Annotated in this window: 17 protein-coding genes; 15 read left to right on the top strand and 2 right to left on the bottom strand. The window is 56.8% G+C overall.

Going from position 1 to position 22,454, the window contains the following annotated elements:
* Positions 1-6 precede the first annotated feature (6 nt).
* From PSDT_RS05665 to PSDT_RS05595, 15 genes are all read left to right on the top strand, one after another.
* Positions 7-1,098 (top strand): alpha/beta hydrolase, encoded by a 1,092-nt coding sequence (locus tag PSDT_RS05665; protein ID WP_006290243.1) that lies wholly within the window; start codon positions 7-9, stop codon positions 1,096-1,098.
* A 140-nt stretch (positions 1,099-1,238) separates the two neighbouring features.
* A complete protein-coding gene (locus tag PSDT_RS05660; RefSeq protein ID WP_223293547.1) occupies positions 1,239-2,585 on the top strand; it encodes an MFS transporter in 1,347 nt (448 codons plus the stop codon).
* Positions 2,582-3,364 carry an alpha/beta hydrolase family protein gene (locus tag PSDT_RS05655; RefSeq protein WP_006290246.1) on the top strand — a complete coding sequence of 261 codons (783 nt, stop codon included), beginning with the start codon at positions 2,582-2,584 and terminating at the stop codon, positions 3,362-3,364. The genes PSDT_RS05660 and PSDT_RS05655 overlap by 4 nt, the downstream gene beginning before the upstream one ends.
* Before the next feature lie 10 nt (positions 3,365-3,374).
* The gene (locus PSDT_RS05650; protein ID WP_006290247.1) at positions 3,375-4,649 is read left to right on the top strand and encodes an SGNH/GDSL hydrolase family protein; all 1,275 of its coding nucleotides are present in this window, start codon (positions 3,375-3,377) and stop codon (positions 4,647-4,649) included.
* A gap of 169 nt (positions 4,650-4,818) precedes the next feature.
* Complete coding sequence (locus PSDT_RS05645) at positions 4,819-6,423, top strand: type 2 periplasmic-binding domain-containing protein (RefSeq protein ID WP_006288899.1); 1,605 nt, start codon at positions 4,819-4,821, stop codon at positions 6,421-6,423.
* A 71-nt stretch (positions 6,424-6,494) separates the two neighbouring features.
* Entirely contained in the window at positions 6,495-7,412 is a 918-nt protein-coding gene (locus PSDT_RS05640; RefSeq protein ID WP_006290249.1) for an ABC transporter permease, read from the top strand.
* 42 nt (positions 7,413-7,454) lie between these two features.
* A complete protein-coding gene (locus PSDT_RS05635) occupies positions 7,455-8,423 on the top strand; it encodes a carbohydrate ABC transporter permease (RefSeq protein WP_006288901.1) in 969 nt (322 codons plus the stop codon).
* Positions 8,424-8,425: 2 nt separating this feature from the next.
* Positions 8,426-9,115, top strand: a complete 690-nt coding sequence (locus PSDT_RS05630; protein ID WP_006288902.1) for a YesL family protein — start codon at positions 8,426-8,428, stop codon at positions 9,113-9,115.
* A gap of 54 nt (positions 9,116-9,169) precedes the next feature.
* Complete coding sequence (locus PSDT_RS05625; RefSeq protein WP_048349428.1) at positions 9,170-10,231, top strand: LacI family DNA-binding transcriptional regulator; 1,062 nt, start codon at positions 9,170-9,172, stop codon at positions 10,229-10,231.
* A gap of 76 nt (positions 10,232-10,307) precedes the next feature.
* A complete protein-coding gene (locus tag PSDT_RS05620) occupies positions 10,308-12,350 on the top strand; it encodes a glycoside hydrolase family protein (protein ID WP_006290251.1) in 2,043 nt (680 codons plus the stop codon).
* Positions 12,351-12,373: 23 nt separating this feature from the next.
* Positions 12,374-13,450 (top strand): LacI family DNA-binding transcriptional regulator, encoded by a 1,077-nt coding sequence (locus PSDT_RS05615; RefSeq protein ID WP_006290252.1) that lies wholly within the window; start codon positions 12,374-12,376, stop codon positions 13,448-13,450.
* A gap of 231 nt (positions 13,451-13,681) precedes the next feature.
* Positions 13,682-15,013, top strand: coding sequence for a sugar ABC transporter substrate-binding protein (locus PSDT_RS05610; RefSeq protein ID WP_006290253.1), 1,332 nt, complete (start codon positions 13,682-13,684; stop codon positions 15,011-15,013).
* A 9-nt stretch (positions 15,014-15,022) separates the two neighbouring features.
* On the top strand, positions 15,023-15,928 hold the full coding sequence (locus PSDT_RS05605; RefSeq protein ID WP_006288907.1) for a carbohydrate ABC transporter permease: 906 nt from the start codon (positions 15,023-15,025) through the stop codon (positions 15,926-15,928).
* Between the two features lie 34 nt (positions 15,929-15,962).
* On the top strand, positions 15,963-16,922 hold the full coding sequence (locus PSDT_RS05600; protein ID WP_006288908.1) for a carbohydrate ABC transporter permease: 960 nt from the start codon (positions 15,963-15,965) through the stop codon (positions 16,920-16,922).
* 141 nt (positions 16,923-17,063) lie between these two features.
* Entirely contained in the window at positions 17,064-19,385 is a 2,322-nt protein-coding gene (locus PSDT_RS05595) for a glycoside hydrolase family protein (RefSeq protein WP_006290254.1), read from the top strand.
* A gap of 72 nt (positions 19,386-19,457) precedes the next feature.
* Here PSDT_RS05595 and PSDT_RS05590 read toward each other — a convergent pair whose 3' ends face one another.
* On the bottom strand, positions 19,458-20,402 hold the full coding sequence (locus tag PSDT_RS05590) for an acyl-CoA thioesterase (RefSeq protein WP_006288910.1): 945 nt from the start codon (positions 20,400-20,402) through the stop codon (positions 19,458-19,460).
* Between the two features lie 82 nt (positions 20,403-20,484).
* The gene (gene ettA / locus PSDT_RS05585; RefSeq protein ID WP_006288911.1) at positions 20,485-22,164 is read right to left on the bottom strand and encodes an energy-dependent translational throttle protein EttA; all 1,680 of its coding nucleotides are present in this window, start codon (positions 22,162-22,164) and stop codon (positions 20,485-20,487) included.
* Positions 22,165-22,454: the final 290 nt, after the last annotated feature.

Below are 22,454 nucleotides of genomic sequence, written 5' to 3'. Positions count from 1 at the left end.
AGGACTATGGCAGTGAATGACGTGATGGATACCTCCAGGGAACAAGACTGGATTTCTCTTGGTCTCGCGCCTTTCTTTGCCAGGAAAATGGTAGAAATCTATAAGAATGATCCCACTGGAAGAAGTCTTCCTGATGATTTTATGCGGTCGGCAGGTAAGTGGAACAGTCCTGAGTCGGTGGAGATATCCGACATCCGTATTCCGGGGGAGAGGGGTTTGTCATCCGTATCTGCGAAACTTTACCGTCCAGTACATGAGCGACGCAAGGGGTCGAGAGACGCCCTTTTGCTATGGCTCCATGGAGGTGGCTTCAGCCAAGGCTCGCCACTCTGGCCGGAAGCTCATGCTGTTTGCGCGGAAATTTGTGATCGCACCGGAATCAGCTGCCTCAATCTTGACTACGCCTTGTCCCGGTTGGACGCAGAGGAAGGACTCTTCCCGCAAGCGTTGGAGCAAGTGGTTTCCGCATGGCTGTGGGCTGGTGATTCTTTAAGCAAAAATGAGCTTGGCAACTTGAGCCAAGAGGTGTCATTCTTTCTTGGAGGGGCAAGTGCGGGAGCGAATTTGGCAGCGGCCGCATGTCTGAAAATCAATCAGGACAGACTAGCTGGCCAGACCAGGCTGAAAAGTCCGCAGGGTTTTTTCAGCGTCTATGGGCTCTTCTGCAGATTGGCCAGTCTGGAAGGCGATTATGAAAACCGACTGGCTGCTTTGCTTCCAGACCCTTTGCGCTTCACGGACCAGGATTGCCTCACCATGTATCGGGACTACTGTGGGTTGGATTCCGTGGTTTTGGAAAAGGATCGGGGCTTGGTTATCCCTGGTCAAGGGGATTTGTCGAATTTCCCGCCCGCTTGGCTCATAGCTTGCCAATGGGATGACCTTGCGGGTATGACTTTCGCTTTCGACAGGGCTTTGAAAGCAGAAGGAATTCCAACGCACTCGTACCAGGCGGCCGGAATGCTGCACGGTTTCTTCAATTGGTATCCAACCCCTGAACTGCCGGAATCTTTGCACGCCTTGGATTTCCTGTGTCAAGGGATCAAGGAGAGCTTGCTCAAACGGAAGGAGGCGGCCACAACCTCAACCCAAGGATAGCTTTTTTACAAATATCAACGTGGGAATCGCAGTAGCCGTAAACAGAAAATCGACGATGAACGGTTGGCGCGATTCAACAAGTATTCAGGCAAAATCTCAATTTCAAGAATCAAGTCATTCCCTTCGCATGGATGCGGGGAATGGGAAAACATATCTGGAGGATAAAGATGTCTTCTACTAGTCCAAACGCGCAAATCCAGCGCAAACCAAACCCATGGTGGGTCGGTTTCGTTTGTGGCATGGCTACTTTCGTCGATCAAGCAGCCATCACTGGTGTGGCCACTGCTCTTGTTCTTTTCCAGAAGGGCGGTCTGACCGGTAATCAGGTCGGATTCCTGACCGCTTCTTTGACTATCGGCGTCGCCATCGGTTCGCTCCTCGGAGGTCGTCTAGGGGATCGCTTTGGTCGTCGTCATATCTTCACCATCACTATGGGCATTATCGTCATTGGATCTTTCCTTCCTTTGTTCAACACCGGTTTCGGGTTTTTACTCCCGGCAATTTTGTTGCTGGGCATTGGTGTCGGCGCTGACCTACCTGTGGCCTTGGCGACTATTTCGGAGACCGCTGAAGATAAAAACCGTGGAAAGATCCTGGTGTTCTCCAACCTGCTTGGCGGCTTTGGCATTCTGATGTCAGTCCTGCTGGGAATCTTCTTTGGCAACGCTGGAGTATTCGGCGGCAAAATCATTTTCGCCGCCTTCGGCGCAGTCGCAGTCATCACCCTTCTGCTTCGTCTGACTATTCCAGAAACCGATTCCTGGCTCCGGGCCCATGCGGAGAAGGCCGCTGGCGTTCACACTGAGCGAGCGGACAACGCCGCTTTGTCCGATCTTTTCAAGAAGCCTTATCGTAAACCTTTCCTGACTTTAGTCATCTATTACGCCCTAGTCGGCATTTCCATCACTCTCGCTTCCAGCTTTGGTACCTACGTGGCTTACAATATCGCCCATATCTCTGTGTCCACCTATTCTGCCGTCACCCTGGTCGATATGCCTCTCGCCATCGTCGGCGCCGCCTGGTTCATGGCCGTGACCGATACTCAATGGCGCATGCCCTATTATGTCATTGGATCTGTCTTGGTCACCTTCTCCATCGCGATTCCCGTGATTTTTGGATTCAATATCTACTCCCTCGCGGCTTTGACTTATATCGCAACCTTTGCCGGCGCTTTCTGTTACGAGACCATCATGAAGGTGTGGACGCAGGAATCCTTCCCAACCATGCTCCGAGGTAGCGCTCAGGGAGCCATCTATGCAGTCTCTCGGCTGATAGCAGCCATTCTGAGCGCTGTCACCCCTGCCCTCCTCGCCCTGAACATCAACGCTCTTTACATCTGCGTCACCGTTCTCGCGGCAGTCGGCTTCTTCATCGGCTGGCTCGGATTCCACAAGGATGCGATCAACACTTTCGATGAAGAGCGCAAGGACAACGCGAAGGAAGCGGATCAAGATATTCTGATTTCCAGAAAGGAGGATGAAAAATGAAGCTGCGTCCGTTCTCTTGTGAAGTGGAAGGCGAGACCCTTCGAGGAGCCGTTTATGAGCCAGAAGGAGGCATTGACGAAGGCCAGTCTTATCCCGCAGCAGTGCTTTTTCATGGATTCGGCGGAAACCGTGTGGATGTTTCCTGTTTCATTGTGCAAATGGCTAAGGCACTCGCTGCTCGCGAATTGGTAGTTGTGACCTACGATCGCGCGGGTCATGGGGAGAGCGATGGTGAATTCTTTGATACAAGTGTTTCCAAGGATGTTCGCCAAGGTTGCCAGGTTTTACGAGCTGTTGCGGATTTGCCTTATGTGGATAAGGATCGAATCGCCCTCGGTGGGCTTAGCCTCGGCGCGGTCATCTGCAGCATCGTGGCTGCCGAAAGTGAGATTCCCGTCAAGGCCATGGTCATGTGTTCAACCGCCGCCTTCTTCGTCGATGAAATCGCTTCCGGCTTTATCCAAGGTAAACCATTGCCGAATTTCAAGGCTGGGGAGTCTTTTGATTTCATGGGGATGAAGATGGGCCCTGCCATGGTGGATGACGCATCCTCGATTGATGTTTATCGGCGTGCGCAGCCGTTTAAGGGGAAAGTTCTGCTCATGCATGGGACCAGGGATTTCGTCCCGCTTTCATATGCTCGGAGGTATAAAGACATGTGGGGCGAGCAGGCTGTTTTGCTGGTGCGTGAAGACGCCGATCATGGCTGGGCTTCCGTCCCTGACAGGGAGTTTGTTACCGAACACGCGGCTGATTTTCTCGGAAAACAGTTGGCATAGGAGGAAATCGATGGGAAAGATGCGGGAAACAAGCAAAATCATCGCTCTTCCTGATGGAACCCCGGTTCGTCTGATTGGCGCCTTGGATGTCATCCCGACTCAAGGGGAGAATGGCGGCAAGCCTGGTCTTATGCCAATCCGCCTTCCTCGACAGGCTTTCGGCCAATTCGCTGAATTCATGTATGAGTCCGTCAAATCTGTGGTCTGCGGCGGATCTGGGATTCGCCTTGCCTTCCGCATAACAGCGCGAAGGGTCAGTCTGGGGGTCCGTTGTACCAGAACCGATTTCGAAGGCGGGCCTCCGGAGGAAAAACGATTTTCCTGCACAGTAGATGGCCGAAAGTTCGCTGATGTGCCTGCCCCGGTCAACATCATCCGGGTTATCAATGAAGAGGGGAATCTGGTTTCTCTGACGCGGATCAGCGAGGAATCCCGTGTGGTTTTTTCTGATTTACCACAGGGGGATAAAACGGTCACGATTTGGCTGCCCCAGTCTTTTTCCACTGAACTTCTTTATCTGCAGGTCGATGCTCCCATTTCCCCTGCACCTGAATCAGGTCGCCCTGCATGGATCCATCATGGGAGTTCCATCAGCGACTGCTACCAGGCGGAAACGCCTTTGTCCGTCTGGCCGGTCGCGGCAGCCTGCCAGGTGGACATCGAAGTTACCAACCTGGGCTTCTCCGGTCAATGCATGCTGGATCCATTTGTGGCGCGAGCGATAGCCCAGACTGACGCCGATTTCATCTCCATCTCCTGCGGGGTCAACATCGTCGGGGAGAGAGCCATGGACCGGCGGGTTTTCGAACCTGCGCTTCATGGCTTCCTGGACATCATACGGCAGGGTCATCCCGATACTCCGATCCTGCTGGTGTCATCCATCTACTGGCCGGGAAGCGACGATGTCCCAGGGCCCGCTGACATCCGTTTTCATGAGGACGGAACCATGACCTGCTACTGCTATGGGGACAAAGCTGACATAGCCAAAGGAGCCATGACATTGGGGCAATCACGCTTCTTAGTCGAAAGGGTCGTCCGGAGACGGCGCATTCGCGGTGAGAATATTGCCTATTTAAACGGTCTGGAACTCTTCGGGCCGGAAGACGTGGAGAGACTCGCCCTGGTTGATGGCCTTCATCCTAGTACGGAAACTTATGAGGAAATCGCCCGACGCTTCGTTGGGAAGGTTTTTCCGCGCAAGGGTTTTCCAAGGGCTTTCCCGCCGGCAAACGGAGGCGACCGGGAAACGAAGATGAGCTTCGCTGATTCCTTTCCAAGCGCCTGAGCACGTTGATCATCCGTTTGCGCCATTTTCACGACACGCCGTGTGTTAAACGTTTGACGTTAAACGTTTAACACACGATAATGTCAATCGGGCGGTTCAATAGCCCGGAATAGTCAATCGATGACGGAGCCGGTCAGTGATGACCGGGGAGTCATACGAAAGGAAGAAAATGGTTCAAACGCATAGAAAGAGTGGTATCGGCAGACTCATCGCGATCGCTTGCGCGGGCGCCATGACCATCGGCCTCGCCGCATGTGGCGGATCCGGAGCTTCGGCCACTGATGCGGACGGCAAGCCTATCGTCCGCATCACCGTTCGTCGGAATACGACCACTCAGAAGCTCGCGGATACGGCATGGGCGAAGCAGCTGGAAACCCGTTGCAAATGCCATATCCAATGGACGGAGATCACCGATAACGCCTGGGGCCAGCAGAAAGCCGCCAAGATGGCCGCCGGCGATTTCCCCGATATCGGCCTGGCTCTTTATGACAAGACCGATATCTCCAAGTATTCTTCGGAATTCGAAGACATCGAGCCTTCTCTCAACAAACTTCCCAATGTCAGGAAGTTTTTCGCCGCCAAGCCGATCGTGCGCAAGATGGTGGAGGATAATGGAAAGATCCAGATCCTTCCTTCCGATCGAGGCAAAGGATACCGCGTTTCCGCCACCCATATGTTCATCAACAAGAAATGGCTGGACAAACTGGGTCTGAAGATGCCTGCGACCTGGGACGAGCTGGAGAACGTGCTCAAGGCCTTCAAGACCAAAGACCCCAACGGCAACGGCAAAGCGGACGAGGTCCCTATGAACATCCATGGCCTCAACTTCGGCATCTGGTCGCCTCTGACCCTTATGAACTCCTCCGGAGTGGCGACCAATTTCATGGGGTCGTCCGCTTCCGGTCAGGGCTACTATGTGCAGAACGGCAAGGTCAAAAGCTATTACACCAGTGACGCGTTGAAAAAGAGCATCATGTACCTGCATAAGCTGGAGAGCGAAGGGCTGATTCCCAAGGATTCCCTCACTCGTGACAGTTCCAGGTACACCGCCCAGACCAATAGCGACGGGAAGACCGCCCTGACCGGTTTCGTCTTTGACTGGACGGCCAACAACGCTTTCGGCAAACTCTCCAACCAATACGTTTCCGTTCCTCCCCTGAAGGAAAGCGCCTCCATGCCTGACAGCCAGGTCAAATGGGATTACAGCCAGAATTGGACCGAATTCGCCTACGCTTTGACCGTCTCCAGGAAGGCTCCGAATAAGCAGGCCGTATGGAAGGTGGTCAACGCCATGTACGACCCGGAGATTTCGGTGGAACAGTATTACGGCGACCTGGGCAAGTATGTGAATAAGAGCGGCAGCACGTACACGATTTCCGACAAGGTTTACGAAAAGTATGTGGACACCCGTGAGATCTCCGCTCAGGATCGTTTCGCCGGCTGGATTCCGGATACCATCACCATCAAGAACGACACCAATGCCGATGCGGTCACGGATGCGAATAAGGCCGATGAGGAGGCCTTGAAGCATGTCGATCCCACCAGGGACGTCATCCCGATCTACACCCAGCCTACCAGCGCCCAGCTGGACACCCTCTCCGACAACAACACTTCCATTTCCAACTATGCGAACAACAAGATCGCATCATGGTTCCAGAACGGCAACGTCGATAAGGAATGGGACGAGTACGTGAAGAAGGTCTCCGAACCGTCTCTCGGGCTTAAGGACAATATCAGAATCTGGCAGGAAGCCTACGACAAGGCCGTCAAATAAGCCTTGAAACGCCGCCGAAGGGACGGGACGCGACAATCCGCCGTCCCGTCCCTTCATCCAAAAGGACATCAATGTCACGCACAAGCAAACTCTCTTTACCACAGCGGATCGGCCGCCATTTCCGGCTTTACTGGCACCTGTGGATCATGGCCGCCCCCGCTCTCGTCTTCGTCCTTGTCTTCTCCTACATCCCTATGTGGGGGATCCAGCTGGCCTTTCGCGAATTCGATCCCGAGAAAGGTCTCACCGGAGGCGATTGGGCAGGCTTCAAATACTTCCTGAAATTCTTCCAGAGCCCCCTGTTCGGCGAGATCATGGGCAATACCATCCGCATCAGCCTGTGGACCCTGGTCATGAGTTTCATAGCCCCGATCATCCTCGCTTTGCTCATCAACCAGATCGCTTCCGCGAAAATCAAGGGGTTTGTGCAGACCATCACCTATATGCCCCATTTCATCTCGGTAGTGGTGATCGTCTCCATGCTCAACATCTTCCTGACCCCGGGGTCGGGAATCCTCGGGCAATTCTTCGGCAGCACAAGCCTTCTGGGCAGCACGCGCTGGATCACGGCCGTCTACTGGATTTCCGAGGTGTGGCAGCATGTGGGATGGAATTCCATCATCTATCTGGCCGCTCTGTCATCCGTGGACACTTCCTTGTACGAAGCGGCGAAAATCGACGGGGCCGGTCGTTTCCAACTTATCTGGTATGTCGACATCCCCGCCATCATGCCCACCATGACCGTGCTTTTCATACTGAGCATGGGCTCCGTCCTGGGCGTGGGCTTCGACAAGATCTTCCTCATGCAGAATTCCCTGAACCTGCCTGCCACGGAAGTCATCTCCACATACACATACAAGATCGGCATCTTGAACAGTCAGTTTTCCTACTCCACGGCGATCGGACTGTTCAACACGGTAATCAACTTCCTCTTCCTGATCACGGCGAACTTCTTGTCCAAGAAGGTAACCAAGGCCAGCATTTTCTAGGGAGAAACAATGACATCATCCGAAAGAAAGAAGGAACCGGGGATGGGCCCTGAAAAGGACGCCCCCTCCCGCCTGCCTCAGGCCGCCAGGTCGACGGCCACAGAATCGGCCGACATCCCATGGAATCCGAAGGTCCATTACAAAAAGAAGCCTTCCGATTGGGTCGCTACCATCATCATTTACGGTCTGCTGATCGTGACCGTGATCTCCATGATCTATCCTCTCTGGTTCGTCCTCGTCTCATCCGTTTCCGATCCCAGCGCCGTAGCCAACGGGCAGGTCAAGCTCCTTCCTCAGGGCGTCACATGGGGCGGCTATCGGAAGGTCTTCGAGAATGGTCAGATCTGGAATGGTTATAAGAACACGCTGATATATTGCATCCTGGGGACGTTGGTCAACATGGTGGTGACGATTCCCTGCGCTTTCGCCCTTTCCCGTTCCGAGTGGAAGCCGCGCCGCGTCATCATTTTCCTTTTCACGGTGACCATGTTTTTCTCCGGCGGTCTCATCCCCAACTATCTGCTTTTCAAGCAGATGGGGATCCTCAATTCGATGTGGGTGTTCATTCTGCCAGGCGCGGTCAGTGTCTATAATGTCATCGTCGCCCGGTCCTTCTTCGAGACGTCCATTCCGGAGGAGCTTTTTGATGCCGCCAAATTGGATGGTCTGTCTTATATGGGATATTTCATCCGCATCGTCCTTCCTCTGTCGTCCGCCATCCTCGCGGTCATCGGCCTCTATTATTTCGTCGGGCACTGGAATGACTTCATGACCGGTTTGATTTATGTGACCGACTGGAACAAGCAGCCTTTGCAGAACATCCTTCAGCAGCTTCTGCTGGTGAACCAGACGGCGGGTACCGTCAACGCAGGGACGTTCGACCAGATCAGGGCGGCGGATCAGATCAAGTTCGCCATCATCATCGTGGCGACCGTTCCCTTGTTCGTCCTCTATCCCTTCCTGCAGAAGTACTTCAACAAGGGCGTGATGCTCGGAGCGGTCAAAGGCTGACGATGGCGAAATTCGCGACCTTGTACGAACGTTTCTGCCGAATGATCCTGACCGTTTTCGTGGTCAATGTGGCCATACTGGTCCATACGGTCATGGGATTCGTCATCATCGGCCTCTTCCCTTCCATAGCGGCCGCCAACGCCACGTACCGGATCTGGTTGTTGGAAGACGACCGGTCATGGAAGGTCCGCCAGACCTGGGCCGTCTTCCATCGTGAATGGAAGGCCAGTCTCGCGAAATCCCAGCCGATCGGGTATCTTCAGCTCGGTCTGGGGCTCCTTCTGGCCTATGACTACTGGGTCGTGAACTGGAACCTTCGCACAGGCATGGCCGGCCTGGCGGTTTCAGGCGTTCTCGTCGTGATCATCGTCGCCTTCCTCCTCTTCTGCGCTGTATCATGGGTGATGTTCGTCCACTTCAAGGAAAGCCTCTGGTGGATTCTGCGCACGTCCCTGGGCATGGTCGTCGCCCGGCCTCTCTGCAGCCTCATGTTGCTGGCCGTCTTCTTCCTGATCGGGTGGGTCTGCGTCCAATGGCCGGGGGTCTTTGTGGGATTCGGCCTGTCCCTGACGATCTTCTCGGCTCAGGCGGTGGTCTACTCTTTTGGTCATCTGCCGGGTTTCGCCGCCCGCCAGCGCGAAGAAGGCCCGGCCCCTGAAAACGGCCTGACGCAGAAGAAGGAGGACATGTGATTTCTTGAACCGTATCTTTTGCAAGGGCTGATACACTTGGAGGAAATGGAGCGTATGGTAACCATCAAAGACATAGCCCGCGAGCTTCGGGTTTCCGCCGCAACGGTTTCCCTGGTCCTGAACGGCAAAGACAAGAAAAGGGTCAATCCCGCGCTGGCCCAGACCATCAGGGACAAGGCCCGGTCCATGGGATACAGGTCCAACCTCATGGCCCGTAGCCTCAAGACCAATAGTTCCAAGATCCTGGGCTTCGTCAGCGACTCCATCGCGACCACCCCTTTCGCGGGACGGATCATCCTTGGCGCCCAGGAGGCGGCCAGGCAGGCGGGCTACCTGATCCTGACGGTGAACACCAATGGTGACAAGACCTTGGAACGGGAGGAAATCGACACTCTCAAACGTTATGGGGTCGATGGCTTCCTTTACGCCTGCATGTTCAACCAGGTGGTGGACCTGCCTGAAGGCCTGGAAGGATACCCGACCGTCATCATCGATGGCTCCGACCGCAAAGGCGTTTGCCCCGCGGTTTCCCCCGACGAGGTGGGGATCGGATATTCTTCTACGAAGGCTTTGCTCAAAGCCGGTTGCAAGAGGATAGCTTTCTTCAATACCAGGGATGACATCCAAGCCAAACATCTCAGGGCCGAGGGCTATTTCAAGGCTATGCGGGAGGCCGGCCTTCCTGCGAAGGATGCTCTATCCGGCGCATCGCTGTACAGCGAGTATACGGATGAAGACCTCGTCCGGGGAGCGGCCGAGCTGTTCGACCGCGTGAAGCCTGATGGGATTTTCTGCTTCAATGACATCAGGGCTACATATATCTACGCTGAGTCTGAAAGGCGGGGGCTCCGGATCGGCAAGGACATCACCGTCGTGAGCGTGGACAATCAGCCTCTGATCATCAAAGCCTTGCACCCGGGACTGACTTCTGTGGAACTGCCGCATTACGAAATGGGGTATTGGGCCGTTGACACAATGGTTTCACAGATCGAAGGCAAGCGGATGGGAGGACTTCCGATGACCTTCCCCAGCGGCGCGAAGGCCAGGATGGTCTCATCCCACCAGACTGTGATCGACTGCGTCCTCATAAAAAGGGACTCTTGTCCTTATCGCTGACGCATCCGGCCGCCCGCTTCAGCGAAGGGGACGCCGACGGCCGGAGCTTTACCGTTTCATTTCTAAAGGATTCATCATGTCGCAACCAAGCCACAAAGCAGCTTATACGCGGTTTTCCATCCGGATAACCAGCGGGGACTACAGCCGGATCGATTTTTACGGACTTGTGGACAAGCGCCCCGACACTGGCGATGGCGGTCTTCGGAACAGCCTCTTGTCCACGGGGATCGGTCCCGGGGCCGACCCCCGGCCTCGGATCGTCATGACCGACTCATCGACGGGGGAGAGGACCCTCCTTGAAGCCCCGGCGGAAAACGTCTATTTCCACCTGTGGGCTCAACTGAAAGAAGGCGCCGCCTATCAGCTTGAAGTCCGGGGGCTGACTGTGACATACGCCTATCTGAACGAGTGCGCCGATATCCTGGAGAAGGGCATCCGGCTCATCGACATGTCTCCTGCAAGGGAAGGCGCGGGGATCCCGGGGGATCCCCCTTCCCAGACGGCGACCCACTTCGAGCCCCCCTGCCGATGGATGAACGACCCCAACGGTCTCTGCCGGTTCCAGGGACGTTATCATCTTTTCTATCAGTTCAACCCTTTCGGATGGAAGTGGGGGCCGATGCACTGGGGGCACGCCGTGAGCGAAGACATGATCCATTGGACCCATCTTCCTCTCGCCATGGATCCCCAGGCGGAGATATATTCCGATTCCTCTTATGCGGGCGGCGCCTTCTCCGGCTCCGCCATCCCCGTTGATGGGCAGGGTCGGCCCTGCCCGGGGGACAGGGCCCATGCCATCCGGTTTTTTCTGACCTGTCATCTGGAGAAAAACGGGGATCCCGCCCATCAGGTGGAGTACCAGGCGACCTGCCTGAGCCTTGACGGCATCCATCTGAGTCAGCCGTCCCTGGTCATCGGCCACGAGGCTCCCGGACTCGCCCCTGATTTTCGCGATCCCAAGGTCGATATGACCGCGCTGGAGCCGAAAGGCGCAGGTTCCCGAGGGCGAGCGGTGATCGTGGCCGCCACGAATCTCCCCGCCCGGCTCGGGGAGGATTTTCGTCGGGCCCAGGGGGTGGAAAGCCTTGATGATGAGCATATGAGCGGCGATGGCGGCTGGTTCGCCCCAAACCCTTGGGATCGGAAAGGCGAATGGGAGGCCGACCATTCATCGGTCCCGGCCATCGTTGCTTATACGGCTGTCGCAGGAGCCGATCTGTCCCGCGCCGGGAGCTGGCATTACGCCGGCCCTCTGCTGATGGATTACCGGCATGGCGTGTCCAAGACCTATGAATGTCCTGACTTTTTCAAGCTCGACGGGCGGTGGGTCGCTATAGGCGCTCTGATGCATTACAGGGATGGAGGCGGTCGTTTCCAGCCTGTCCGCTGGTATGTCGGGGACATCGCCACGGCGGCCGATGCGGGTCGGTGCTTGCGTATGCGGGTGGCTTCGTCCGGCTGGTGCGATGGCGGTGATTCTTATTACGCCGTTCAATCCTTCGTGGATGACTCCGGCCGGCGCATCGCCATCGGATGGGTTGCTGACTGGTTCGGCATCCGTAACCCGGCCACCAGTCCCGCCAACGGCGTCATGACTTACCCCCGTCAGCTGCATCTGCGGCAAGGCCGCCTGATCAGCCACCCGGTGGAAGAAGTCTACGAAGAGTTGCTGGGGCCGTCGATCGCTTTCGCCGATGACGGGAATCTTGCTGAGAAGACCGGGCGGTCCTATTATGCGGATCTGCGGCTTTTTACCGGTGACGCTGCGGTCTTCCGCGGCGATTTCGACCTGATCCTGGCATCCAAAGGGGATTGCCTCCTGCATCTGCTCGGACGGAAAGGGCGGATACGGCTGGCCACCGATGGTTTGCCCACCGATCGCCTGAACCTGGCCATCGATCTGCCGGCAGTCAGTCGTGTGGAGGTTTTCATGGACGGGACCGTATGCGAACTGTTCCTCAACGATGGGGAAGAGGCCGCCACGGTTCTTTTCGATGACCCCCATGGCTCCGGTTCGTCCGGCCAGACGGGTTTGCGAATCGTCCATGGCGGGGAGTGCTTCGCCTCTTTCGACGTGCATGGTTTACGCTCGCTGAACAAGCGGAGGGTCGCCAGGTAAGGCTGAGCCGATAAAGTGGAATCATGGTTACTATGCGTGAGATAGCCCGGAAGGCGGGAGTATCCGTATCAACCGTGTCCCTGGTCCTCAATGGTAAAGACAGCGGGCGGGTGAAGGCCGGGGACGCGGTCAGGATCCGCAAGCTCGCTCAGAAAATGGGCTATAAGACGAACCCCCTCGCCCGGTCCTTGCGAACGAATAAGACCCGGATCCTGGGATTCGTCAGCGAGGAGGTGGCGACCACCCCTTTCGCCGGCCGGCTCATCCTGGAGGCGCAGGATGCCGCCAGCCAAAACGGGTACGTCATGCTGACCGTCAACACCGATGGCGGATCCAGCGAGAAGGAGGAGATCGACGCCTTGAAAAGCTATGGGGTCGATGGTTTCCTCTATGCGAAAATGTATAACCGTTATGTTCACCTTCCTCAGGAGATCCGTGCCTGCCCAGCCGTTTTAGTGGACGCGATGGATGCGGATGGGAACAGGGTCCCCAGCATCTCTCCGGATGAGTTCCGCATCGGCTACGACGCCACCCGGCGCCTGCTGGAAGCGGGATGCAGGAGGATCGCCTACATCGGTTGTTCAGGACCGATGATCGCCGAGGAAGGACGCCGCCGGGGCTACCATCAGGCTTTGCGGGAGGCGGGGCTGACCCCTGACCCCCAGTGGGAGGTGGCGGTGGATAATGACGAAGGGGACTATCGGACCGTAGGGGATTTGTGGGATCGCTGTGAGCCTGATGGCTTTTTCTGCTTTAACGATGCCCGTGCGCTTTACGTCTACCTTCAGGCCGCGCGTCGGGGATTGTACGTGGGCAAGGACGTCAGCGTCATCGGAGTGGATAACCATCAGGTCTTCGCGCAGACCCTCGTCCCCCGTCTTACCACCATCGGTCTGCCGCATTACGAAATGGGCTACTGGGCTGTCAGCAAGGTGATCAGCCTCATTGATCCTAAGGCGGGAGGCCGGATTCGCGGACGTGATTCACGCGAAGGGCGGAAGGGGCCTTTCCTCCCTCTGCCTCCCCTGGATTCAGCCAGTCCGGTTCGTTTGCCCTGCCCCCTCATCGAAAAGGGGTCCATCGTCTTCGGCGGCGCTTGAATGGATCTGGAAACGGCTGGAAAAGGGGAGAGGAAGAGGAAAACGCCAGGTTGACGTCAATCGATTGACATCATATAGTGGGGAGTGGAAAACCTGGCAGCGAGGGTTCTGGATAAGAAGGTTTCGCGCGGGTTTTCCTTTCAATCTCATCATTGAGCATGAATAACAAAGTCAGTGACTGCTGTTTACGGTGGTGTAAAGAGCGGGAAGAAAAATAACGAAAGGGCTACGATGCTGTTTCGAACGAAGAGAGCGGTGACCGCCTTGCTCGCGGCCGTCATGGCCGTGACCAGCGCCGCCGGTTTGTCCGCCTGCGGTGAAGCGGAACGGGCCAAGGCCAAATCCAACGCCAACGAAATAACCATATGGACCCACACGGCAGGGTCGGAAGGAGAGTTGGGGACGGTCCAGAAGATCGTCGCCGATTATAACGCCTGGCCCGGCAGAAAGGCGAAAGTGAAGATCCAGGCTTTTCCTCAGAGCTCTTATAACGATTCCGTCGTTTCCGCTTCGTCCGCAGGGAATCTGCCCTGCATGGTCGACGTGGATCAACCTAACACCCCTTACTGGGCATGGGCCAATATTCTGGCCCCTCTGACCACTCCTGCGCTTGCGAGGAGAATCAAAGACCTGATGCCTTCCGCTACCGGAAAGTGGGGGAATCAGACCTATACCGTCGGCTATTTTGACGCCACCACGGCCTTGTTCGCCCGCAAATCCGTTCTGAAGAAGCTGGGAATCCGCATCGCGACCGTGGACAAGCCCTGGACGGAGAACGAGATGAACCAGGCCCTGGCCAAGCTGAAGAAAACCGGCAGATGGCAGTATCCCTTCGAAATCGGCACCGCCGACAATAAAAGCGAATGGTACGCTTACGCCTATGCCCCCATCCTCCAATCCTTCGGGGGGGACCTGGTCAACAGGAAGACCTATACCAGCTCCGATGGCTATCTGAACGGCGCGGCCGGCCACCGGTTCGCCAACTGGATGAGGATGCTGGTCGTCAAAGGCTACATCAGTTCCCGGGGAGGCAGCGACACCGCCCTGGATTTCGTCAACAACAAGTCCGGGCTGCTCTATGGCGGCATCTGGTCCATGAGCACTTTCCAGAAGTACGCCAAGGATTACAAGGATATCGTGGCCATGCCCCTGACCGATTTCGGCCATGGGTCGGTCGCCGGCGGCGGGTCCTGGACCGTTGGAGTGACGAAGACCTGCAATAACAAGGCCGCCGCGGAAGACTACATCCGCTTCTCCCTCCAGGACAAGTACGTCGCCCAGATGGCCAAGGCGGGCATGAACATCCCCGCCACGGCCAAGGCTCAGCAGATGGTCCCGCAGTTCGCCAAGGGAGGGGACATGGTGGTCTTCACCAGAATCTCCCGCAAGTACGTCACCATGCGGCCGGCGACTCCTGCCTATAATTTCATTTCCACCGAATTCAGGAAGACCATAGGTGACATCATGAACGGCGCTGACACTGACTCCTGGCTGAATAAAGCCGTCAACCACATTGATGGCAATATCGCCGGTGCCGACAATTACCGGAAAGCCAGCAAGTAGGAGGTAGAAATGGCAGCAGCGAATAAAACGAAAACGGTCTCCGACGAGGTCCGTCATCAGAACGCGGTCGGGTGGGGGATGCTTCTGCCCGCCTGCATCCTCCTTCTTCTTTTCATCGGCATCCCGATGGTTCTGGCTTTCGGCCTTTCTTTCACCAACGCCAGGACCATCAGCCCCAACCCCACTAAGTTCATCGGAATCCAGAATTTCACCCGTCTCTTCTCCGATCCCACTTTCTGGCACGCCTTACGCAACATCGTGATCTTCTCCATCGTGGTGGTCCCTGTCCAGGCAGGTCTGGGCCTGCTCCTGGCGGTATTGATCAATAAGCAGGTCCGCAGCTCGGTCTTCTTCCGCACCGTCTACTTCCTGCCGGTCATCACTTCCATGGTGGTGGTCTCCCTCCTGTGGATGTTCATCTACCAGAATGACGGCATGCTGAACCAGGTCATGGCGAAACTGACCTTTGGGCACTGGCAGGCGGTTGACTGGCTCAACAACCCGCAAACCGCCCTGGGGGCCATCATCGTCATGTCGATCTGGCAGGCTGTCGGCCAGCATATGCTTATCTGGCTTTCCGGTCTGCAGACGATTCCCGGGGAACTCTATGAAGCCGCGGAGCTGGACGGGTGCACCCCCTGGCAGCAGTTCAAGAACGTGACCTGGCCATGCCTGAGATCCACCAGGAACATGATCCTGATCACCATCACCATCGCCGCGATGAGCCTGTTCACCCAAATCAACGTCATGACCCAGGGCGGCCCCCGCGACGCCACCACCACGGTCGTGTATGAAGCCGTGCGTTCAGGCTTCCAGCAGCAGGAGATGGGATACGCATCGGCCATCGCTCTGGTCTTCTTCGTCATCATCATGATCATCTCCGGAATCCAGCGGCGAATGACCCGAGACGCTTAGTCAGGCATTTCCGGTAACAAGTAAAGGATTTATCATGTCTCAAACAACACTTCAGCCCGCTGGCTCCGGCTCCGACCGAAAGGCCAGGAGGAAGGCTTCCAGCGAAATCAGGAAAAGCGAATACAAACGCAACCATCTCAGCGTCTGGGGATGGATCGTCAGGATTCTTTTCGCGATCATCTTCGCCTTCCCTCTCATCTTCATGGTGGTCTCCAGTTTCAAACCCGATGACGAAATCATGTCTGACCTGGGCTCGCTCAAGGCTTTCCTGCCTGTGGGCCATATCAGCATGGACAACTACTCCCAGGTTTTCACCCGGGTCCCCGCCGGCCGTTTCCTGCTGAACTCGGTCATCATCACGGTGGTGACGGTCGCCCTGGGCGTCGTCGTCAACTCCATGGCGGCCTTCGCCATCCAACGTCTTCAGGTCAGAGGGAAAGGGATCATCTTCACTTTCATTCTGGCGACCCTCATGGTTCCTTTTGAAACCTACGCCATCCCCCTGCTCTGGTGGGTCAACCAGCTGCCCAAGGCCCAGGTCGACCAGTTCGGCCTTTATTTCACCAAAGGCTGGACCAACACCCTCTGGGTGCAGATCATCCCCTTCGTCGCGAACGCTTTCTCCGTTTACCTCTATATCCAGTATTTCGAAACCATTCCCCGGGATCTGGACGAGGCCGCCCGCGTCGACGGGGCAGGCTGGTTCAGGATTTATTCCCGCATCGTGATGCCCCTGTCCGGCCCCGCGACCGCTACAGTCGTCATCCTGAGCTTCCTGCCGATGTGGAACCAGTACATCTGGCCTCTCATGGTGGTCCAGTCGGAAGATTTGAGGCCGGTCATGATCGGCGTCCAGTACTTCCAGCAGATGACGACTTCCTGGGGGCAGATCATGGCCTACAGCTCGGTCATCACCGTTCCTGTGATCATCATATTCGTCCTCTTCCAGAAGCAGTTCGTCAGCTCGATCGCCGCTTCCGGAGTGAAAGGATGAGGTAGGCCAAAGGCTCTATGCAAGGAGGTGCCTCTTGCTGCAAAATAATATGATGAATCTCTAGGGCAAGAGGCATCCTTCTTTATAGCGTCTTTTTCGCATAGATGAATCGGTTTTACCACGAACGAAGTTCGGAGGTGAATGATGCAGGAACAGACTATGATTTTCTTCAGCGATGACTACCGGCGGGTCGATTTTTACGGGAAGGTTCAGCCCGACCTTCTGCCTGAAGGCCAGACCCCGCGCATCGTCGTCAAAACGGTGGGGGACGCCTCGCAGGAAGGGCGTTTGGTCGCGGTCGACGTGAATCCGCTGGCGTCCTATTTCCATTGCTCGGCCGTCGTGGATCCGACCCGGTCTTATCAGGCGCACGCGCAGGGCGTCGAGGTGACTTTCGCCTACCTGACCGACTGCCCCGACCTGTTGGACAAAGGGATTCAGGCTTTGACCCCCTATGGCCCCCGGCAGACTTCGACCCATATGGAACCTGTCAGCCAGTGGATGAACGACCCCAATGGCCTCTGCCGTTTCCAGGGCCGGTATCATCTTTTCTACCAATTCAACCCTTTCGGCTGGGAATGGGGGCCGATGCACTGGGGGCACGCCGTCAGCAAGGATCTGATCCACTGGGTGGACCTGCCGGTGGCCATAGACCCGCAGGAGGCGATTTACCGGAACTCCCTGCTTCGGGGCGGGGCCTTTTCCGGATCCGCGCTGACCGTTGATCAGGAGGGGCGGCCCTGCCTAGGGGGCCAGGCCAGCGCCATCCGCCTTTTCCTGACCTGGCACCAACAGCTAGGGGAGGATGATAAGCATCAGATCGAGTACCAGACCACCTGCCTGTGCGCGGACGGAATCCACGTATCCGAGCAGGAGGAGGTCGTCCCCCGGAACCTGCCTGGTCTGGCGGCGGACTTTCGCGACCCCAAGGTGGATATGACCGCCTTGTCCGCGTGGTCGAAGCTTCCTGCCGGGACCGCCTTGATGGCCGTGGCCACACATCTTCCCGCTTCGCCCGACACTCTCGCTTTTTCTGGCTCTCTCGCTTCGCCTGACTCTCTCGACGCTCTTGAGTCAGGGGAGGGGAATGGCATTTCCTCCCCTTCCTCTCTCTCCTCCCCTTCCTCCGGCGCCGTCCGCCCTGTTGATTGCGCCTTTTTCCGCCGGGACCAAGGGGTGGAGAAGCTGGATTATGACCATATGCGGGGCGATGACGGGGACTTCGTCACCTGCGCTTGGCAGGAGGATCCGGGTCAGGACCCGCGACTGGACTGGGTTCCGGCCATCGTGGGCTATTCCTGCTCTTTGGATCAGCCCTTGGATGACCCCGCTTCCTGGCATTATCAAGGTCCCCTCCTGATGGATTATCGGCAGGGGATTTCGAAGACCTTCGAATGCCCCGACGTCTTCAGCCTGGGTGGGTATACCGTGGCCATGGGCGCCCTCATGCATTTCCGCGATGGACATGGCCGTTTCCAACCCGTCCGCTGGTATCTGGGGCATCTGCAGGACTGCCAGGGGTATCCTCGCCTTTCAGTCGAAAACTCGGATTGGTGCGATTTCGGCGATTCCTTCTACGCCAGCCAGTCTTTCTTGGACGACCGTGGCCGACGCATCGTCATCGGTTGGGTCAGCGATCACTATGGCGTTCGTCGCAAAGAAACCAGCCCTTCCTACGGAATCATGACCTATCCCCGGCAGGTGACGTGCCGCGAGGGCAGGCTGTATATGCATCCGGTGGATGAAGTGTATGAGGAACTGATCGCCGAACCTGTGTCCCTGCAGTGGGGCAAGGGACCGGGGGAAAAGATTGGCGAGAAGTCGGGCGGGGAGCTTAAAGAAAACTCAGGCGAGGGGACAAGCAAGGGGTCGAACGATGACCTGTGCTTGGCTTCGACCGAGGGGGCTCCCTACTATGCCGATATACGCATGGCTGTTGACGAAAATCCGACGGGGGCTTCCTCGGCTCCTTGCCGCTTCCTGCTGGCGCAAAGAGGAAAGGCCCGGTTGTTTTGCTCAATCGAGTCCGGACGGGTCGTTCTGAGAACGGAAGGCCTGCCGATCGATGAGGTCGAGATGGTTTCGTCCGTCTCTCCCGTTCGTCGACTGGAGATTTTCATGGATGAGACCGTCTGCGAAGTCTTCCTCAACGATGGACAGGATGCCGCCACCGTTCTTTTTGATTCGCTTGCGGACGATGAGTCATATGCCGATGACGATTCGCATGCCGATGACGCGCCACAGACCGATGGCGATTCATCTGCCGACAAGGAGAGGACTGACGAGAGCAGCGGGAATCGCGGAAATCGCGAAAGTCACGAAGAGGGGAGACCATATCCGTCAGAGACCGCTACTGCTCCATCCGCTACAGCTGTATCCCGGCCCTTCTCCTCCCGGTCTTTTACTTTCATCGGGCGAAAAGACCTCATCGAATCCATGGAGGTTCATCGGCTGGAATATTAGGCGGAATGCGATCTACCAGAATGCGAGCTTGTGGAACACTGGCAGCTGCTGGAATCCCAGGTGAACCACAGATCACAGATTCGGGATGCGGACCATGGCCTCCTGGACCATGGCGGCCACCAGCCTGCCTGACCGGTCATAGACCTCAGCCTGGCTCAGTCCCCGGCTATGGGCCGCTTTTGGCGTTTCCTGCACGAAAAGCAGCCAATCGTTCATGTCGATGTCTTCATACCACCACATGGAATGGTCGAGCGAGGCGAAAGAAATCCCGGGAACCAGGAAGCTGTAGCCTGAGCGGCGGATGATTGGCTCCATCATGAGCTGGTCACAACCGAGGGCGAGGAGCGCCCGATGGATCACCTGGTCCGCCTCCACATGGCCATCCGCTTTCATCCACACCATCTGGCGGTCCCTGCGAGCCTGAGCGTCCCTTTCCCGATGCATCAGGACGACCGAAGTGATATGGCGGATGTCGAAAGGGGATTGATTGGTGTAATAATCGGCGAAGGGAGACTCTTCCTGATAAGGGCTCATGAGATCATACATGGAGGGGAGGCTTTCGGGGGCGGGAAGATCGTCCGGCATCGGGTCTTGATAGTGGAAACCGTCCTGGCCCTTCTCCTGAAAATTGGAGATGGCGGTGAAGACGGCTCCGTCCCTTTGGGTGGCGTTGACCCTGCGGGAAGAGAAGGAACGGCCATCGCGCAGGTTTTCCACATCGAAAAGAATGTCCTGCCCAATATCCCCCGCCGTGATGAAAAGGCCATGAATCGATTCAGGCAGACGACTTTCTTCGACCGTCCGCGCCGCTGCCACCACGGATTGCGCGATGACCTGACCGCCATAAACACGGCCAGTGGGGAAGTAAAGGCTTTCCCCTTTGACATAAGTATGATTCAGGGAAGTCGTGGGGGTCCCCAGCTTGAGGACCCCCACGATACGGTCGATGGGAGAGATGGGGGCCGCCTTGCTTTCGTTGCCCCGATCCGTAGGATTCGTAGGATTGACAGAAGTCATAGGGGACAGTTTAGTCCACATAGCCCCCGAGAGGGTCCGCTGAAGCCATCCGATAAAACCGTCTGACAAAATCCGTGAGATTTCAGCTGCGGGTCAGCTTGCGATGCAGACGGTGAGGCTTGGAGGCCTCTTCGCCCAGACGCTGGACCTTGTTCTCCTGATAGGCCTGGAAGTTGCCTTCGAACCAGTACCAGTTGGCCGGGTTCTCGTCGTCGCCTTCCCAAGCGAGGATGTGGGTGGCGATGCGGTCCAGGAACCAGCGGTCATGGGAGACGACCACGGCGCAGCCGGGGAAGGCGATCAGGGCGTTCTCCAGGCTTTCCAAGGTTTCCACATCCAAATCATTGGTAGGCTCATCCAGCAAAAGGAGGTTGCCGCCTTGCTTGAGGGTCAGGGCCAGGTTGAGGCGGTTACGCTCGCCGCCAGACAAGACCCCGGTTAGCTTCTGCTGGTCGGAACCCTTGAATCCGAAGGAAGCCACATAGGCACGGGTGGGGATTTCCACCCCGCCCACTTCGATGAAGTCATTCCCGTCGGAAACGGCTTCCCACAGGTTCTTGTTGGGATCCAGGCCGGCCCGGTTCTGATCCACGTAAGAGATCTTGACCGTGTCGCCGATTTCCAAGCTGCCGGAAGTCAAAGGCTCCAAGCCAACGATGGTCTTGAAGAGGGTGGTCTTGCCGACGCCGTTGGGGCCGATCACGCCCACGATGCCGTTTCGGGGCAAGGTGAAGGAGAGGTCGTCGATGAGCACGCGGTCCCCGAAAGCCTTGTGGATGTGGGAGGCCTCCAGAACCTTGGAGCCCAAACGGGGCCCGGGCGGAATCTGGATCTCGGAGAAGTCAAGCTTTTTGGAAGCCTGCGCCTCCTGCTCCATCTGCTCGTAACGTTCCAGACGGGCCTTGTTCTTGGCCTGACGGGCCTTGGGGGAGGAGCGGACCCATTCCAACTCGTTGTTGAGCCGCTTGGCCAGCTTGGCGTCCTTCTGGCCCTGGATCTCCAGACGCTTGGCCTTGGTCTCCAAGTACGTGGTGTAGTTGCCCTTGTAGGGGTAGAGCTGGCCGCGGTCGACCTCGCAGATCCATTCGGCCACGTTGTCCAGGAAGTAGCGGTCGTGGGTGACGGCCAGGACGGCTCCCTTGTAAGTATGCAGGAACTGCTCCAGCCAGAGGATGGACTCGGCGTCCAGGTGGTTGGTGGGCTCGTCGAGCAAGAGCAGGTCTGGGGCTTCCAAAAGGAGCTTGCACAAAGCCACGCGGCGGCGCTCGCCTCCGGACAAGACGGTCACGGGGGTATCAGGGTCGGGGCATTGCAGAGCGTCCATGGCTTGGGACAGCTGGCTTTCCAAATCCCAACCGTTGGCGGCGTCGATCTCGGTCTGCAGCTCGCCCATCTCCTTCATCAAGGCGTCGAAGTCAGCGTCGGGATTGGCCATCTCTTCGCCGATCTGGTTGAAACGGCGGACTTTCTGCTGGATGTCCCCAAAAGCCATCTCGATGTTTTCGCCGACGGTCTTGCTCTCGTCCAGAGGGGGTTCCTGCTGGAGGATGCCGACCGTGTAGCCGGGAGTGAGGCTGGCTTCGCCGTTGGAGACGGTCTCGAGCCCGGCCATGATCTTCAGCAGGGTGGACTTACCCATGCCGTTGGGACCTACCACGCCGATCTTGGCTCCGGGCAGGAAGCTCAAGGTGACGTTGTCGAGGATGACCCGGTCGCCGAAGGCCTTGCGGGCGTTGATCATCTGATAAATGAATTCTGCCAATGTAATCCCGTTCTTTTCTTGGTCTGATTATCTGAAATTATGTGAAATGTCGCCGACAAAGCCGGCTGTCTGTGTCTCTTGGATTTCCGGGTCTTTTCCCTTTTGATTTGATTCAAGGATTTGATTCAAACTTTGATGATTCCTCTCATTTTAACGGGAGGAGCTGACCGCCCATGTCGTCTTCGCTTCTGTTTGCTATTATCAGAAGGTGGATGATGCGGTTCCGGTTTCGCTTTTTGCGCTTTGCATTCTGCTTTGCGCATTCCGCGGTTGTGCGTTTGGCGTTTCGC

The sequence above is a fragment of the Parascardovia denticolens DSM 10105 = JCM 12538 genome, from assembly GCF_001042675.1.
Taxonomy (GTDB): domain Bacteria; phylum Actinomycetota; class Actinomycetes; order Actinomycetales; family Bifidobacteriaceae; genus Scardovia; species Scardovia denticolens.
The sequence above is the reverse complement of the archived record's forward strand: the minus strand, read 5'-3'. Positions and strand labels throughout refer to the sequence as shown.